Annotated in this window: 10 protein-coding genes; 2 read left to right on the top strand and 8 right to left on the bottom strand. The window is 60.7% G+C overall.

Annotated elements, in window-relative coordinates; all coding sequences use genetic code 11:
• Position 1 precedes the first annotated feature (1 nt).
• Genes cheB through V476_RS18225 form a run of 6 tightly spaced genes read right to left on the bottom strand, consistent with a single transcriptional unit; the run spans position 2 to position 7,489 of the window.
• A complete protein-coding gene (gene cheB / locus V476_RS18250; RefSeq protein ID WP_024960273.1) occupies positions 2-1,012 on the bottom strand; it encodes a chemotaxis response regulator protein-glutamate methylesterase in 1,011 nt (336 codons plus the stop codon).
• A complete protein-coding gene (locus V476_RS18245) occupies positions 1,009-3,360 on the bottom strand; it encodes a hybrid sensor histidine kinase/response regulator (protein ID WP_003391158.1) in 2,352 nt (783 codons plus the stop codon). Before V476_RS18245 ends, cheB begins: the two co-directional genes overlap by 4 nt.
• Positions 3,357-4,046: a chemotaxis protein CheW gene (locus tag V476_RS18240; protein WP_004418728.1), complete on the bottom strand. Its 690-nt coding sequence runs from the start codon at positions 4,044-4,046 to the stop codon at positions 3,357-3,359. The genes V476_RS18245 and V476_RS18240 overlap by 4 nt, the downstream gene beginning before the upstream one ends.
• Complete coding sequence (locus V476_RS18235) at positions 4,046-5,326, bottom strand: CheR family methyltransferase (RefSeq protein WP_024683839.1); 1,281 nt, start codon at positions 5,324-5,326, stop codon at positions 4,046-4,048. The genes V476_RS18240 and V476_RS18235 overlap by 1 nt, the downstream gene beginning before the upstream one ends.
• Entirely contained in the window at positions 5,323-5,859 is a 537-nt protein-coding gene (locus V476_RS18230) for a chemotaxis protein CheW (protein ID WP_003314250.1), read from the bottom strand. The genes V476_RS18235 and V476_RS18230 overlap by 4 nt, the downstream gene beginning before the upstream one ends.
• 7 nt (positions 5,860-5,866) lie before the next feature.
• Positions 5,867-7,489 (bottom strand): methyl-accepting chemotaxis protein, encoded by a 1,623-nt coding sequence (locus V476_RS18225; protein WP_024960274.1) that lies wholly within the window; start codon positions 7,487-7,489, stop codon positions 5,867-5,869.
• Between the two features lie 297 nt (positions 7,490-7,786).
• Between V476_RS18225 and V476_RS18220 the strand changes: the two genes are divergently transcribed.
• Positions 7,787-13,747, top strand: coding sequence for an NEL domain-containing protein (locus V476_RS18220; RefSeq protein ID WP_024960275.1), 5,961 nt, complete (start codon positions 7,787-7,789; stop codon positions 13,745-13,747).
• A gap of 58 nt (positions 13,748-13,805) precedes the next feature.
• Here V476_RS18220 and V476_RS18215 read toward each other — a convergent pair whose 3' ends face one another.
• Complete coding sequence (locus tag V476_RS18215) at positions 13,806-14,552, bottom strand: tellurite resistance TerB family protein (protein ID WP_024650229.1); 747 nt, start codon at positions 14,550-14,552, stop codon at positions 13,806-13,808.
• A 298-nt stretch (positions 14,553-14,850) separates the two neighbouring features.
• Here V476_RS18215 and V476_RS18210 point away from each other — a divergent pair, with 298 nt between their 5' ends.
• A complete protein-coding gene (locus V476_RS18210) occupies positions 14,851-16,938 on the top strand; it encodes a response regulator (RefSeq protein ID WP_024960276.1) in 2,088 nt (695 codons plus the stop codon).
• A gap of 61 nt (positions 16,939-16,999) precedes the next feature.
• On the opposite strand, the gene V476_RS18205 is transcribed toward V476_RS18210, so the two are convergent.
• Positions 17,000-18,106, bottom strand: coding sequence for an NADH:flavin oxidoreductase/NADH oxidase (locus V476_RS18205; protein ID WP_003391177.1), 1,107 nt, complete (start codon positions 18,104-18,106; stop codon positions 17,000-17,002).
• Positions 18,107-18,168 lie beyond the last annotated feature (62 nt).

Genomic DNA, 18,168 nt, shown 5'->3' with positions numbered 1-18,168 from the left:
GTCATTGAGTAAATACCTCGATCAAGCGAGGTGCTATGGCGGGCAACGGACAGATTTCCACGGCAGCATCAATGGCTGCGGCAGCCTTGGGCATGCCATACACAGCAGAACTGGCCTGATCCTGAGCGATGGTCAGAAACCCCCGCTCTCGCATGGCCTTGAGTCCCTGTGCACCGTCGCGCCCCATCCCGGTCAGCAGAACGCCGACCGCCTCGCCATTCCAATAACGGGTAACGCTCTCGAAAAACACATCAATCGAGGGCCTGTAAACTTCATTCACCGGCTCCGCCGTGTACGCCAGCGTGCCGTCCTTGAGCAATCGAATATGATGATTGGTGCCCGCCAGCAACACCACACCCGGCTGTGGCGTTTCACCCTCCCTTGCCAGACGCACCGGCAGGCCGGAGGCGGAGCTCAACCAGTCGGCCATACCGGCGGCGAAGACCTGATCGACATGCTGCACAAGGACGATCGCCGCCGGGAAGCTCACCGGAAGCCCCTTGAGCAGAATCTCCAGCGCCGCAGGCCCGCCCGCCGAGGAGCCGATCGCCACGAGCCGGTCACGTCTGGACGGCGCGGCCCGCGGTGCAGCCGCGCCCCGTTCAAAGCCGACACGCTGGCCGATCAGCCAGTCGATATTGAGGATCTTGCGCAGCAGGGGCGCCGCCGCCTCTTTTGGATTGGGACCGCCAATGGCCGGCGTGTCCACCACATCCAGCGCGCCGTGCCCCATCGCTTCGAACACGCGGCGCATGTTCTGCTCGCGGTCGACGGTCACGATGACGATAGCGCAGGGTGTTTCGGCCATGATCCGGCGCGTGGCTTCCACACCATCCATCACCGGCATGATCAGGTCCATCAGGATCAGATCCGGGGTCTGCTCGACGCAACGCTGCACGGCGTCGGCACCATTGGACGCCACCCAGATGATCTGATGTGCGGGCTCGAAAGCCAGCGCACGGCGCAGGGCTTCGATGGCCATGGGCATATCGTTGACGATGGCAATCTTCATCCTTGCGCGTCTCCTATCAATTCGACGACAGCGTCGAGCAAGGCATCATCGTGAAAACTGGCCTTGGCCAGGTAATAATCGGCGCCGGCGTCCAGACCGCGACGCCGGTCTTCTTCGCGGTCCTTGTAGGACACGACCATGACCGGCAAGGACTGCAAGCGGGTATCGCGGCGCAACAGGGTCACCAGCTCGATACCGTCCATACGCGGCATGTCGATGTCGGTAATCAGCAGGTCGAAGTCCTCGGCGCGCAGGGCGTTCCAGCCGTCCATTCCGTCCACGGCCACCGACACCTGGTAGCCGCGACTGAGCAGCAGCTTGCGTTCCAGCTCGCGCACGGTCAACGAATCATCGACCACCAGCACGCGCTTGCGTGATACCTGGTCTACCTGGCGATTGCGTCGATCAATGCGTTCCAGGCGGCCGGTATTCAGCAGTTTTTCCACCGAGCGCAGCATGTCTTCGACATCGATGATCAGCACCACCGAACCGTCGTCGAGCAAAGCCCCTGCCGACACGTCCTGCACCTTGCCCAGGCGCGTATCGAGCGGCATCACCACCAGCGTACGCTCACCAATGAAGCGTTCGACGGCGACGCCATAAACCGCATCGCGCTCGCGAATCACCACGACCTTGAGCGTCTCTCCGGCCTTCTGCGCAGGCGGCCGGTTCAGCAATTGACTGGCCGAGACCAGGCCTACATGGCGCTCTTCATCCCAGAAATGCTGACGCCCTTCCAACTGCAGAATGTCGTCAGGCTGCAGGTCGCGCATACGTTCGATATGAGCCAGCGGAAAGGCGTAGGCTTCACCACCCACTTCCACGACCAGACTGCGCACCACTGAAAGCGTCAGCGGCATTTCAATTCTGAAGCGACTGCCCTCGCCCGCCCATTGCTGCAGCTCGACGCTGCCGTGCATCTGGCGAACCATATGCTGCACGGCATCGAGGCCGACACCACGGCCGGAAATCTGCGTGACCTTGTCGCGCATGCTGAAGCCCGGCAGGAACAGAAAACTCAGCAGTTCTTCCTCGCTCAACTGCGCAGCGGTCTCGGCAGGCGAAAGCTTGCGGTCGACGATACTCTGGCGCACACGTTCAAGGTCCACGCCGCCACCGTCATCGCTCAACTCAACGACCAGCAAGCCGGCCTGATGCGAGGCCTGCAGACGAATCAGACCTTCAGGGTCCTTGCCGGACGCCACGCGCTGCTCGGGCGATTCGATGCCATGGTCCACGGCGTTGCGCAATAAATGGGTCAGTGGTGCATCGAGCTTTTCCAGCACATCGCGATCGACCTGCGTCTTCTCGCCTTCGATCTGCAAGCGGACCTGTTTGCCCAGCTCACGCCCGAGGTCGCGGACCATGCGCGCCTGGCCGTTCAGCACATCGGCGAAAGGCCGCATGCGGCAGGCCAGTGCCGTGTCGTATAACAGTTGCGCACGTTGTGCCGACTGCCAGCCGAATTCATCCAGCTCGGCAGTGTGCCGGGCCAACACCTGCTGCGCCTGGGACAAGAGATTGCGTGCGTCTTCCAGGGCTTTTTGCACATCGGCCGAAGGACCTTCCTCGCCAAAACTGGCACCCAGCACTTCCAGCGCACGGTCGCTGCTGCTTTGCAGACGCTTGAGCCGCTGCATACCGGCCAGCAGCGGTTTGAGGCGCTGAGTCTCGACCAGCGATTTGCTGGACATGTCCAGCAAACCGTTGAGGCGCTCGGCAGTGACTCGCAACACGCGCTCGCCACCTTCGGCCACACGCCGTTCACGCAATGGCGTGAACGGCGCTTCAGGTTCCGGCATGACGGCTGGATGAGCGGGCGCAGGCGATGCTGCGACCAAGGGCTCGGGCACAGCCGCACCGCTGGAAGTCTCAAGCTGAAGCATCGCGCTGGCGAGCAAAGCGTCCGAGGCCGGGTCTGGCAGCGGCGTGCTCACCGTGCGTGCTGCGCCAGCGCCGGAAGTCAGCAACGTATTGAGCCTTTCGACATAACTGTCGATATCAGGCTGACCAATACTGTCGCTGCCTGGCGTGGCGATACGCATCAACAGATCGGTCCCCGACAGCAGCGCGTCGATGTGCTCGGCCTGAAGCAGCAGACGGCCTTCCTGGGCGCTGACCAGGCAGTCTTCCATGACATGCGCGACGCTCACGCCGAAATCGACGCCGACAATACGCGCTGCGCCCTTGAGCGAATGAGCGGCCCGCATGCAGGCTTCCAGCTGATCCGCCTGGGTCGGGTTACGTTCGAGTGCCAGCAGGCCCGCACTCAGTACCTGGGTCTGCGCGTCGGCTTCCAGCGTGAACAGTTCGAACAGCGAGGCGTCACGCATTTGATCTGGCGTCATGTGAGGCTCCGATACACCGCCGACAACAACTCATCTTCGTCCAGCCAGCGCAGGCTGCGGCTCTTCCATTGCAGAACGCCACGAGTGAAACGGGCATTGGCGTGCGAGCCGGACGCCGAAGCGGCTTCCAGCTCGCGCTCGTCAATGGCGTGAATGCCGTCCACCTCGTCGACCGGCACCACCACGGGGCCGCCTTCGGCGCTTAAGATCAGCATGCGCGGCACAACACGCGTAGACGGGGTGCTCACCGCTGTGCTGTCCAGCCCGAGCAGCTCGACCAGTGAGATGCACGCTACCAGAGCGCCGCGTACATTGGCGACACCCAGCAACGCACGCGAGCGCTGGTGTGGCAGTGAATGGATGGTCTGGCTGGGGGCGACTTCCGAGAGGCAGCGCGACGCCAGCCCCAGCCACTCTTCGCCAAGACGGAATACCAGAATCGAGCGGGTCTCGAGGTCGCGCAGCAACACCGAGCCCTGAAAATGTTCATGCGACTCCTGGGCCAGCGAATAGCGGTCCAGCAGTCGGGTGGCGGCGGCAGAATAAACCGCGCAGTTGCGGCAGTGGATGTGCTCTGCAAGCAGCGGGCAGGAGCGATCGCCATGAATGCCGATGCGGTTCCAGCAATCATCGATATCCTGGGCCTGATCATGGGTCAGACTGGAAAAACCGGACACGCCCGTCATCAGTGGTTTCCTTGTTTATTCGCGCCACGCGCAGCGCGGTCCTGCAAGCGGCGCGCGCCGGCAGTGTCACCCTGGGCCGCCAGCAATGCCGCCAGTTGGGCCAGCGACTCGGAGTGCTGCGGTTGCAGATACAGCGCCTTGCGATAGAAGCCCTGCGCCTGTGGCACACGGCCCTCCACTTCACTGAGCAGACCCAGCCAGTAAAACACCTGCGCGACCGGCTCATGCTGTTGCAGGTAACGCTCGCATGCAGCCCGCGCTTCGGCAGTTTTGCCTTCGTTGGCCAGCCCCGCAATCTTGTCGAGCACTGCCGACACCTCGCTATTGGCCTGCGCAGCGACTGGTTTTGCAATAGGCGCAAATGCAGCTGATGTGCGCGGCGCAGGTCGTGGCGCGACCGCTCTGGCAGGCGCCTCGACGACAGGACGCGGGGCAACGGGTGCAGCGACCTGTTTTGGCGCCGGGGCCGGCACCGCCGCATCGACGGGCGCGTGCCGAAAAGCGAATGACTGGGCGATCCCCGTCGAGCGCATGCCGATAGCGGCCAGCAGATTGCCCTCTGCCGGACCGATAAACAGCAGGCCGTCTTCACGGGTCAGTTGTTTGAGCACCTTGAACACATGTTGCTGGGTCTGTCGATCGAAATAGATCACCAGATTGCGGCAAAAAACGATGTCATAGGCCACGTGCGAGGCGAGTTTTGGGTCCAGCAGGTTGCCCGGCTGAAAACTCACACAGGCGCGCACACTGTCAGCGATTTCAAAGCCGTCAGCGACCGGATTGAAATACCGCTCGCGATAACTGATGTCGCTGCCACGGAAGGAGTTTTTCCCGTAAACGCCGTGCTCGGCCTTGGCAATCGAAACAGGGCTGATATCGATGGCATCGACCTTGAATTGCCTGGCGTCGACCCCGGCGTCGAATAACGCCATGGCGATGGAATATGGCTCCTCACCGGTCGAGCACGGCAGGCTGAGAATGCGCAAGGGGCGCGCACCGGCAAGACTGGCGATACGCTCACGGGCCAGCATGCCCAGGCTGAGAAACGATTCGGGATAACGAAAGAACCAGGTCTCGGGAACGATCACCGCCTCGATCAGCGCCTGCTGCTCCTGCGGCGACGAGACCAGCAGATGCCAGTAGGCATCGCTGTCAGCGCAGTGGGCAGCCGCCGCCCGCTGACGCAGGGCGCGCTCGATGATCGCCTCGCCGACGGACGTCACATCCAGGCCGATACGCTCCTTGAGAAAGCTGAAGAAGCGCGAATCATCCACCTTCATTGCGCGTCCTCAAGCAATTCGAGGTCAATCGGCGGCACCGGGTACAACAACTCGCGGACCGGCTCGCTCAACAGCTCGTGGACATGAATCCACTGCAACAGGCCCTGCTCATCCTCACGCACCGGCCCCAAGTAAGGTGACAGGCGATTGTCCAGCCCGTACGCCTTGAACTGCGCAACAGGGCAGCGCAGCGTCTCGGTGGCCTGTTCCAGAATCAGCCCCAGCAACTGCGCCGGGTGCGCGTCGTCGTAGCGATAATGCACCAGCACCATGCGCGTACTGGTCCGCGAGCGGGCCGGTTGACCGGAATTCAGCGCACTGATGTCGATCACCGGGACGATCTCGCCGCGATGGGCAAAGATTCCCGCCACCCAGTGTGGTGCCTGGGCAATCGCCTTGAGTTTTACCCGCGGCAGAATTTCAGCGATCTCGGTCGCGTCCAGTGCATAGCGGTCTTCGCCGATGCAAAACAGCAGAAATAGCTTGCTGGCGGTCAGTGGCGTGCCATTGCGCCTCGGCGATTGATCGCTCATTGATCCTTCAGACCTTGAAACGCGAAACGCCACTGCGCAGCCCGACCGCGACCTGACTCAACTCGTCGATGGCGAAACTGGCTTGACGCAGTGAGTCGACGGTCTGGCTACTGGCATCCGCCAGTTGCACCAGCGCCTGGTTGATCTGTTCGGCGCCGGTGGCCTGGGCCTGCATGCCTTCGTTGACCATCAGCACACGGGGTGCCAACGCCTGAACCTGATGGATGATCTGCGACAATTGCTCGCCGACCTGAGTGACCTCGAACATGCCGCGGCGCACCTCTTCGGAAAACTTGTCCATACCCATCACGCCAGCAGACACCGCCGACTGGATTTCCCGCACCATCTGCTCGATGTCATACGTGGCAACGGCAGTCTGATCGGCGAGGCGACGCACCTCGGTGGCCACCACTGCGAACCCGCGACCGTATTCACCGGCCTTTTCGGCCTCGATGGCGGCATTGAGCGACAGCAGGTTGGTCTGGTCGGCGACCTTGACGATGGTGACGACGACCTGATTGATGTTACCGGCCTTCTCGTTGAGAATCGCCAGCTTGGCGTTGACCAGATTGGCAGCGCCCATCACCTGATGCATGGTGTCTTCCATGCGTGCCAGGCCCTGCTGGCCGGAACCGGCAAGAACCGACGCCTGGTCTGCCGCCGAAGTGACTTCGGTCATGGTCCGCACCAGGTCCCGCGAAGTGGCGGCGATTTCCCGCGACGTAGCGCCGATCTCGGTGGTGGTTGCAGCGGTTTCGGTGGCGGTGGCCTGCTGCTGACGTGACGTTGCAGCGATCTCGGTGACCGAGGTAGTGACCTGTACCGAGGAGCGCTGCGCCTGCGCAACCAGCGCGGTGAGCTCAGTGACCATGTCGTTGAAACCGGTCTCGACCGCATTGAACTCGTCCTTGCGCGACAGGCTCAGACGGGTGCTCAAATCCCCCTTGCGCATGACGTCCAGGATACTCACGATCAATTGCATTGGAGCCATGATCGAACGCATCAGTAACAGACCGCAGGCCGCAGCCGCCAGCACAGCAACCAACAGCGACAGGATCATGCTGATCTTGGCCGCCAGCACGGCGTTGACAATGTTGGTGGTGGCCTGATCAGCCAGCTGTTTGTTGGCCACGATAAGCTCATTGAGCTGCTTGCGGCCGGCGAGCCAGACCGGGTTGACATCGCCATAGAACTCGGCACGCGCGCCTGCGTAGTCGCCGCGATCGTACTTGGCGTGAACCTCGGCGAGCATGCGCGAATAAGCTTCGCGGCGCTTTTCGAAAAGCGCGAAGCTGTCTCTGTCTGAATCATCGAAAATGGACTTCTTGTAGCCGTCCATCTGGGCCTGCAGGTTTTCGTCAAAGCCCTGAAACTGGTCTCGTTCCTGCTTGGTCAGCGGCCGCCCCTGCCCTTCGGCAATCAGCTCCAGCGTGCGGATGTAACTCTCGCCCCAGGCACTGCGCACCAAGGTGCTGTAGTAGACACCGGGCAACGCATCGAGACGTACATCTTCCTCGCTGGACTCGATGGACAACAACCGTGAATAAGATACAACCACCATCAGTAGCATGATTGCGATGATGACGGCGAAACTCGCCAGAATCCGTTGGCGCAAGGTCCAGTTCTTCACAGTCAGCCCTCAAGAGTTCAACGACGGCGTCGGGCCGTGTTCAAGAAGCGGACCGACGGACGGTCCAAACGGCGTGAGTATAGCCCAGCCGTCAAACGTTACATGGGTAATACAAAATGAAGTCACGGCCGCTATCGAACGCCGCTATTTCACCCTTCTTCATGTCTTGTCGGCCATCGCGACCACTACTTGAGCAATGGCCTTCAGAAACAGCGAGAGTACATAGATAGTTAGCACTTGCACGGCAAGTCGCGGCCGTAAGCTTTGTCGCCTGTTCATTCACGACAAGGCACTTAAATGCTGGATCTATCTCTGACGGGCAAGGCTCCTGAGCCCCCGCATCTGCAACTGATAAAAGACAAATCCCCCGAGTGGCTGCTTCACGCAGCGCCGGCAACCCATGCAACCTTGCGCAAAGCCCTTCGGCGCCCGTTGCGATGGCTGGCAGGCGCACGCAAGTCCAGCCCTGATCAGCTCGCCGAGCTGCAGCGCCTGTATGCCGAGCATCGCAAGTACGAACAACAGGTTCGTCCGACGCTGGACAGTCTGTCGACGCTGGAGAACTTCGCAAGGCCCCTGCTGACAGCTGCCATCAAGGATCGCTTCGGGCTGGAAGTGGACGTCGCCAACACCTGGCTGTTCCACGCCAGCCGTGCACGGGTCGACCAATCATTCAATACGGCATCCAGAGACCCGATAACGCAGGCAAACATTGCCCTGAGGGCGTCGACCCAGAGCCTGCTAAAGGCCGCGTTGCAGAATTTCGAAGCCTGGGAAACAGCTCCGGGCGCAATGGACTCCAGCACCGGGATCAAGGCCCAGGTGTTCTCTTCGTTCGACATCATCGGCCAACAGATCAGCGGCACGTCCTTGCCGATCCCCCCGACCGGCTTTGCGGCGCTGTGCCGTGAGCTGGATCTGGGCGGCCAATATCAGGCGCATATCCAGGCCGCCTTCAGCAGGCCTTCGACACCCGACGAAACGGCAGACGCTGCGGCATCGAGACTGCGCCAGAGCTTCATGCAACTGGAAGCATCGTCGATCCGGCTACAGTTGCAGATTGCGTCATTGCAACAGCTGATCAGCCGGGGTTTGCAAGGCGCCTTACTGGAGCTTCTCGATGGCAAACAGCATGTCCGACTCGATAACCGGCCGGTCAGTTGCAGCGTACTGTGCCTGGGCGATATCGAACTAACCGGTATTCTGGTGATTGGCAAAGACCGGGAGATGGCCACGCAGACAGAACGGATTGTGGTGTATATCCCGGATGATCCCGTTGCGCCGCTGAAGGAGTACGACTCGGTCGAAGTGTTTATAAACGCATTGCGCGACCGGATGTTCATTAACGGCTACCTGAACTTCTTCATGCGCTTCATACCTGCGCGCCATCGAAGTGCCTTGTTTGAAAAGTTGTCCGAGCGCCTGCACCCCAAAGTCAAGAAAGGCGGCATTTTCGAGCGTCAGTGGCTGGAGCGTGAGGCGGATAGAAACGCCCGACTCGACCTGAGAGAAACCGTGCTGCAAGGTCCGCTGCTGGACAACCTGTACGAGCGCAAACGCGCAGCCTTGCGCGACGACGCACTGTTTCATGGTGTGCCTAATGCGGCACAGGACCAGAAGACCTTCGATGAGCGCGTGCAGTACTTCATGGACACCGCCTTCAATGTTCTGAATATTGCAGGCTTCGTGGTTCCGGTATTGGGCGAGGTGATGATGGCGGTCACCGCTATCCAGCTGGCTCACGAAGTGTATGAGGGCGTGGAGAGCTGGGCCAGGGACGAGAAGCAGCAGGCGTTCGCCTACCTGTTCGATGTGGTCGAGAACGTTGCGCTGATATCGGCGCTTGGCGCTGCGGCGACGAGCGCAGCAGGCATCCCGGCGGTACAGGCGCCCGAATTCGTGAACAGCCTCAAGCCCGTGGATTTGCCGGGCGGCATGACCCGCCTGTGGAAGCCTGATCTGACCCCCTTTGCCCATGACATCGTCCTGCCCAAGGGTCTGCAGCCCGACGCTACAGGCCTGTACACATGGCAGGGTAAACAATGGTTGCCACTTGAAGGACGCACCTATTCGGTCAGCTCTGCCGCCAACGGCGACGGTTACCTGATCGAGCATCCGACCCGCGCGGACAGCTACCGGCCCGCCTTGCGACACAACGGCGCCGGAGCATGGCTGCATGAGCTCGATCAGCCGCTGGCGATGGAAGGACTGAACCTGTTTCGACGGCTGGGCTATTCCAGCGATACGTTTTCCGACAGCACCGCCAGGCGCATCGTCAATGTCAGCAACACGCCTGAATCGGTGATGCGCGAGGCACTGACCGATCAGCGTCGCCCTCCCGCATTGCTTGAGGACACTGCGCGCCGGTTCCAACTGGACCAGGAGATCGAGCACGGCATAGAGCAACTGGAAGCCAACGATGTAAACGCGGCGGCACCGCTTCAACTTGAACTGCTGAGCCAGGACCGTGGCTGGCCTGGCAATCGCGCGCTGGTGCTGGTGGATGCCGAGGGCCAAAAGCTCCAGACATTCGCCCCGGCGTACCAGCCGGTCGCGGCTGACACCCTCGACATCACTGTACATGCCGATCAGCCGGATGCCCTGCGTCAGGTGCTGGAAAAGCTCAGCAACAACGAAATCCGCACCCTGCTCAATGAAGAGTTCGGCGCAGGTCAGCTTGGCATGTCACCGCGACTGATCACGCTACGGGCGCAATTGGCGGCACGCGCCCGCGCCACCAGAGGCTGGCTGTTCGAGTCCCGTTACCGCGCATTGAACGTCGCCGAGGCGGACGGAGCGCAAACCTTGCAGAAGGCATTTCCCGGCCTGCCACCTTTGGTCGCTCAGGAGCTGGCCAGCCACGCCTCGTCGGCAGAGCGACTGCAACTGACGACGGAACGCCGTGTGCCACTGCCCATTGCCGAAGAGGCCAGCGCCTATTTACAACAAGTGAGGCTGGCGCGGGCCTATGAGGGGCTTTATCTGACCTCGGTCTCCAGCGCCAACAGCGACTGTCTAGCGTTGCACAGCCTTGAAGCCCTGCCGCAATGGCCTGCACAGGTCAGGCTTGAGGTCCATAACCGGTATTTCGGTGGCCGTTTGATCGACAGCATTGGTCCGACGGATGCGCCGGTACGCAAAGTGCTGATCAAGGACGGCAATCGCTACGAAACCCGTGACGCCGACGACCGGCACCTGCACGGGCTCGACGATCTTTACTCGTCCGTGCTGCACGCCCTGCCCGATGCCGAGCGCAACCAATTGGGCTTTGCCCACCCCGGCCAGGGTCAGGCGCTGGCAGCGCTGATCCAGGAAAACCCCCTGCCCCGCCGGCACCTCGCGCCATTGCTGAACATGCAGGCGATCAAGCCAGGCACGAAATCTCCCATGCGCCTGGCCGACGGTCGCCTTGGCTATCCGTTAAGCGGCGGCGCCAGGGTCGACTGGCACATGACCGACGAGAGCCTGCTGGACAAGATCCGCATGCTTGAACTGGAAGACGCCTTTCCCGACGACATTCTCAACCGCCTGCGCCACACCGGCTGGGACAACAGAACCATTGATGCGCGCCTCAACGACCTGCTGGGCGAGCAAATGCTGTTGCGCGCAAGTCTCGATGCCTGGGCTTATGAATCCGTGGCAATGCCCGCTATGAGTCAGACTCATATAGACAGTCGCAGGCGTCTCAACGACGCGATCTGGAGCCACTGGCGCCTCAACAATCTCCCCGAGATAGGACGCACGCTTGAGCCGCTGCGCCTGCAGCAGGTCTCGTTGAGTGACTTTCCGCGACATCTGCCGGATTTCTTCTTCAGCCGCGTTACCGCGCTGCGTCTGGAAAACATAGCGGTCGAGCCGGATGCAATTGACCTGGCGCCTGCCGGCATGAACCTGCCCCGGCAACTGAACAACAGCGCCGAACTGGGAGTCTTCCTGCAACGCTTCCCGCATACCCGGGCACTGAACCTGGTCAGTGAGCCATCTGCCGGGCTCGCCCCCGAGACCTCGGTCTTTTTCAACCTGCCTCAACAAGTGTCCCGTGTGCTGCCACAACTGACCGAACTGGGGTTGATCAACCAGGGGATTTTTCTGGATCAGGCGCAGATGAATCATTTACGCAACATGCCCGGCCTGAGGATGCTGGACCTCAGTGGCAATCGACTGATAAGCGTATTGCCCATGGACCTGAGCTGGCTGCACCTCGATCGGCTGGTGCTGGAGCGGGTCGGCATGCACCGCTGGCCGTCCTGGTTGACCGACATGATCCCCAACAACATCCGCGAACTGTCGGTGGCCCACAACAACCTGACGGAACTGCCCGGGTGGATCCTCGACAATCCCCCCAGCGCAGAGCATCGAACCGTGATTGACTTGCGCGGCAACGCCTTGTCCCGACACACCGCAATACACGCACGTATCAACGAAGCGGTCGCTGGCAGTTCCTTCAGTTTTGTCATGGACACTCCGCTTGCCGTGAGGGCCGCTGTGAACAGGCAATTGACACAAGGCGCCGAACTATTTGCCGCCGTTGATCAGTGGACGCATGCCTCCAGCTCAATGGCCGCACCAAGCGAGCAGCTCATCGAATCGCGCCGTCAGATCGGCAGGATCCTGATCAATCACTGGCGAACCTTCAGCCTGGGACAAATCCACAGCCCCCTGCGCCTTGCAGACATTGCGTTGACCGACTTTCCGCGCCAACTGCCAGATTTCTTTTATCGCCAGGTACGCTATCTGCATCTGAGCAGAGTCACCGGCACGGCCGCTGATCTTGATCAACTGTTGCGCCGCATGACTGACCTGACCTCGCTGGAATTGAACGGGCATGTCGCGCCCCTGCTGCAACTGCCACCGGCACTGCTCGAGCTTCGATCACTTCGTTCGCTATCGCTGATGGATCAGGGAATGCTGGTCGATCAACAGCACATCGATTTCTTCGGCCGGATTGCCACGCTTGAGCGGCTGGAACTGGATGGCAACCGGATAGGCGCCATCAACAACCTGAACAGCCTCGGTGGCACAGCGCTCAACTGGCTGTCACTGAACAATGCAGGGCTGGTCGAATGGCCAACCTGGGTGGAGAGCATGGTGCCGGCGCAAATCAGGACACTGTTGCTGGAGGGCAATCTGATCAGCGAATTGCCAGAGCACATACTCGCCAATCCCGGCAGCGAGTTTGCGCACACGGAAATAAGCCTGCTGAGCAATCCGCTTTCCGACGACACCATGCGGCGGGCGCATTTGTCAGAGCGTTATGGACGCTCATTCACTTTCGACATGGACCTGCCGCCCGAACTCAGCGCAATGGACTGGACGGAACACCATGATTCGGACTCATCGATATCAGATTACGAGTCATCAGAGGACAGCCGGGCAGCGACTCCGGAACCCGTCACGGTAGAGCCCTGGCTGGACGACAGCAACCCGTTGAGCACCGGACGGCGCGAGATTTGGGAGCAACTGGAAGCGAGAGAGCACACCCGCCACCTGCTCGACCTGATCGATTCGCTGCGTCACAGCGCCGATTATCGCAACATCGCCAGCCGTGCAGCGCTGCGCGAACGCGTCTGGCGAGTACTGGCGACCGTGAGTGAGGACCCTCAACTGGCACTGACCCTCAACGCCATCGCCGAGGAACCGCTCAGGCTGTTTCATCACAACGACACTTGCTCGGACGGCATCCTTCTGGAATTTAACCAGATGGAGGTGCTGGTGTTCATCCGCCAGTCGTTGCAGGACGTCGTAACGGAGCAGCGTGGAGCCCTGTTGTATCGACTGACCGTGCGGCTGTATCGCCTGTCGGAGCTGGATGTCGCAGCCCGCGAACAGGCCGGAAACCGTGATGAAGCCGAGGTACGTCTGGCGTATCGCACGCACTGGGCCAGCACGCTGGACTTGCCCGTGCCGCCGGAAGGCATGATGTACCCGGCCCACGCCGCCATCAGGCCGGGGGAGTTCGAGACGGCACTGCTTCGCGTGCAAATCGGTGAACGCGGCGAGCCCTTCCTGCGCTTTGCCGGGCAGCAGGATTACTGGATCAACTACCTGCGCGAAACCCACTCTGGACGCTTCGAAGCACTCGAACGTAACTACAGGACTGAACTGCATCGACTCACCGACGAGTTCGAGCAACGCAATATCAGCCTTGACGACCCGGAATACGAAGGACGGATTCTAGAATTCGAAGCCACATTCAAAGAGCAGCAGACAGCGCTGATCAGGGAGCTGACCAACGCCGAAGGAATGGAACATCATTGATTGATCGAGTTGCCTGGCACGCAAGGCGTGCCGGGCAGCCGGCGGCCGGAGCGCCAGTTTACTGAGCGTTCCGCACCTGGCCCTCAAGCTCGGTCTTGAGGCCGGGTTCAAGTTTCAACTCACGCGCCAACTCATCAAGGTAGGCGCGTTCCATGAAGTGCTCTTCATCCACCAGCATCACACTGGCAATGTACATCTCCGCGGCCATTTCCGGCGTGGTCGCGGCCCGGGCCACCTCGGCCGGGTCCAGCGGCTTGTTCAACTCGGCATGAAGCCACTGCTGAAGCGTCTGATCGTTGTTCAGCTTGGTGAACTCTCCCTCGATCAGTTCGCGCTCGCGCTCATCGACATGGCCATCGGCCTTTGCGGCGGCGACCAGTGCGCGCAGGATCGCCTGGCTGTGCTGCTCGGCTTCAGCCTCGGGCAGCCGGTCGATGGTTTGCGGTTCGCGCTGAGCGGTGAGTCCCTGACTGGCCTGCCAGTTGTTGTACGCCTTGTAAGCCAGTACCCCCAGCGCCGCCAGACCTCCGTAGGTCAAGACCTTGCCGCCCATCCCGCGTGAGCGTTTGCCGCGCAGAAGGCTCATGGCACCTGCGGCCAGCGCACCACCACCGGCGCCAGATAGCAGGCTGCCCAGTCCATTCTGGGAAACGCCCTGCCCTTTACCACCGCCAAGCAGGCTGCCGAGACCATTGATCAATGAATCGCTGCCCGACGATTGCTTGCCGGATTTGCCTTTGTTCTTGTCCTGCAACATGCTTTGTCCGGACTTGAGCAATTGATCGAGTAAACCACGCGTATTCACAGGAAGCCTCCTACAAGGTTTGTCAGATAGTTCATTGACCCACAAGTTGAAGAGAAGTCACTGCCTGGCTATTACCGGTTTGCTTCCGGATGTTACGGCTAAAAGCACTACCCGTTCGTCAATCTGCCCCGCGCGACAGCGAAATGCTTGAAACCCGCACCTGTAGCAAAGAGTCAATAATGTACAAGCTGCAGGTAAAAGCAGGCATACAGACCCTTTTCTGAATTGACCCAATACACACGTACATTCATATGAATGCCATTGCACTTCGATTCAGATTTTCAGGAGTTTGTCTGACGTGACATCGCCCACTGGTTTCCCGACCGCCAACGGCAAAGCCGCCGGGATTATTCGATCCAGGGACTGGAGCCAGACACCACTCGGACCGATCGAACACTGGCCGGTATCGCTGAAAAACACCCTGAATCTGATCCTTAATTCCCCGGAGTCGATGTACCTGCTCTGGGGGCCGGAGCTGGTGTTTTTCCACAACGACGCCTATACCCCGATCCTCGGGCCGCGCAAGAACAACGCCATCGGTGCGCTGATCCCGGATCTGTGGGCAGACGTATGGGATCAGGTCGCGCCGCTGGTGATCGATGCGTTCGCCGGCAAGCCCTGCAGCTACACGGATATGCCGCTGAGCATGGCGCGCTACGGCGAGATCGAACAGACATGGTGGTCATTCTCGTTTTCACCGGTAATCGATGAGCACGGCGTGGTGGTTGGCATGTTCTGCATCACCAACGAAACCACCGCGCATGTCCTCAATCAGCAAGCGCTGCAGGAAAGCGAGCGCAAACGCCTGAAACTGATCGATGACCTGGTCAACCTGGAACGACAGCAGACCGCCAGACTTGAACAACGCACACTGGAGCTGGACACGTTTTGGGAGATTTCTCCTGACCCGCTGGCGATACTCGATTTCAACGGTATTTTTCTGCGCGTAAACCCGGCCTGGACAGCGCTGCTGGGCCACCCGGAACACGACCTGCTGGGCACGTCAATCATGACCCTGCTGCATCCGGATGATGTCAGCAGCACCCAGAACGCCTTGAAACACACCATCAACCACGTACTGCCGCTGTTTGAAAATCGTTACCAGCATGTCGACGGCAGCTACCACTGGTTCGGCTGGACCGCTGCGCCTGGCAATGGAATCATTTTTGCACTGGGCAAGCACCTGACCCACGAGAAGGACCGCATCAAGGCCCTGCGTATTGCCGAGGAGGCCTTGATTCAATCGCAGAAAATGGAAGCGGTCGGGCAATTGACCGGCGGGCTGGCTCATGACTTCAACAACCTGCTGATGGGCATCACCGGCAACATGGAGCTGCTGCTGTCGAGGATCAGACAGGAGCGCTTCACGGAACTGGATCGCTACATCAACGCAGCCCTGGAAGGCTCGAGACGCGCGGCATCCCTGACACACCGACTGCTGGCATTCTCGCGCCGTCAGACACTGGCGCCCAAGGCTACGGATATCGACCTGCTGGTCGCGGGCATGGACGAGCTGATCCGGCGCACTGTGGGCCCGGCGATCGACATGCAGGTCAATGCCTCGCACGGGCTGTGGGCGACCCTGGTTGATCCGCATCAACTGGAAAACTCGCTGCTCAACCTGTGCATCAACGCCAAGGACGCCATGCCCGATGGTGGAAAACTGCTGATCCAGACGGGCAACCGTCACCTGACTGCCGCCACTGCGACCAGGTATCAGTTGCCCGCAGGCCGCTATGTGGAACTCTCCGTCAGCGACACCGGCACGGGCATGAGCAACGACGTCATGGCGCGGGCCTTCGACCCGTTCTTTACCACCAAACCGTTAGGCATGGGCACCGGGCTGGGGCTGTCGATGATTTACGGGTTTGCACGGCAGTCAGGCGGCGGCGTGCACATTGCCTCGAAGCTGGGTGAGGGTTCGAAGGTCTGCGTTCTGCTGCCGATGCACGAAGGTGAAGCTGAAACGGTGGCCTTCGATGACAGCCCGTTGCAAGTCCCCGCCTCGAGCACCGGCGACGAAACCATTCTGGTTGTCGATGACGAACCCGCGGTGCGCTTGCTCATTGCAGAGTTGCTTGAAGACCTAGGTTATATCGTTTTGCAGGCTGAACGAGGCGCCGATGCGCTGACCATACTGCAGTCCAAAGCGGCCATCGACCTGCTGATTACCGACGTCGGTCTGCCGGGCGGCATGAACGGTCGTCAGGTCGCAGACGCGGCTCGTGACGTCCGGCCCGACCTGAAAATCCTGTTCGTGACCGGTTATGCTGAAAACGCTGTATTGGCGCATGACACGCTCGAGCCGGGCATGCATGTGCTGCCCAAGCCGTTTGCGATTGCCGAACTGATCAGCCGCGTCACCGAGCTGCTGGAAGGCGAGTAACAAAAATGAGCGCCGTGCGGCGCTCATTTGTCGGTATTGCCAGCAGCGAAGCGATTGGCGATCAGTCGCGCAAGTCAGACTCATGAATCGGCTGATCACGGTGCGTCGCACGTTGATACTGCGCAGGCCAGGTTGCCAGGCGGCCACCCAGGTCTTCATCGGCGCGCAGAGGCCAGTACGGATCACGCAGTAGCTCACGCGCCAGCAGGATGATATCGGCCTGCCCGGTACGCAGAATGTGCTCTGCCTGCGCCGGATCGGTAATCATGCCCACCGTGCCTGTCGCGATGTCGGACTCCTTGCGAACCCGCTCGGCGAAGCGCGTCTGGTAGCCCGGACCGACCGGAATTTCCGCGTTGGCTGACGTACCGCCCGACGATACATCGATCAGATCGGTCCCGATGGCTTTCAATCGACGCGCCAGCTCGACCGTTTCATCGGCGTTCCAGCCGTCTTCCACCCAGTCGGTGGCGGACACACGAACGAACACCGGCAGCTCTGCAGGCCACACCGCGCGTACGGCTTCGGTGACTTGCAGCGTAAAGCGAATGCGGTTCTCGAATGAACCGCCATACTCGTCGGTACGCTGGTTGCTCAGAGGCGACAGGAACTGATGCAGCAAATAACCATGGGCGGCGTGAATTTCCACCACTTTGAAGCCCGCCTCCAAGGCACGCCGTGCGGAATCGACAAACGCCTTGATCAACTCCTGAATCTGCGTTTCGCTCAGTTGCACAGGGGTGGTGTGCTGCGGATCGAAAGCAATTGCCGAAGGTCCGACCGGGGTCCAGCCGCCTTCATTCAGGGAAATACTGCCGTGCTTGCCAAGCCACGGGCGCCAGGTGCTGGCCTTGCGGCCGGCGTGCGCCAGCTGGACGCCTGCAACCGCACCCTGAGCGTTGATAAAACGGGTGATGCGTTGCAGCGGTTCGATCTGTTCGTCGTTCCACAGCCCGAGGTCTTCGGGAGTGATGCGCCCGTCCGGCGTCACCGCCATCGCTTCGGTGATGACCAGGCCGGCGCCGCCAACGGCACGGCTTCCCAGGTGAACCAGGTGCCAGTCATTGGCCAGGCCGTCGACACTGGAATACTGGCACATCGGCGACACTGCGATGCGATTGCGAAGGGTCAATTGGCGCAGGGTATAGGGTTCAAGCAGCAGGCTCATGGCAACCTCTCGTAATGAAAATTCAGGTGTCCAGGTTCCGTTCATTCAAAGAACAGGTTTGG

Origin of the sequence: Pseudomonas syringae KCTC 12500, from assembly GCF_000507185.2 — a bacterium.
Classification (GTDB): Bacteria; Pseudomonadota; Gammaproteobacteria; order Pseudomonadales; family Pseudomonadaceae; genus Aquipseudomonas; species Aquipseudomonas syringae.
The sequence above is the reverse complement of the archived record's forward strand: the minus strand, read 5'-3'. Positions and strand labels throughout refer to the sequence as shown.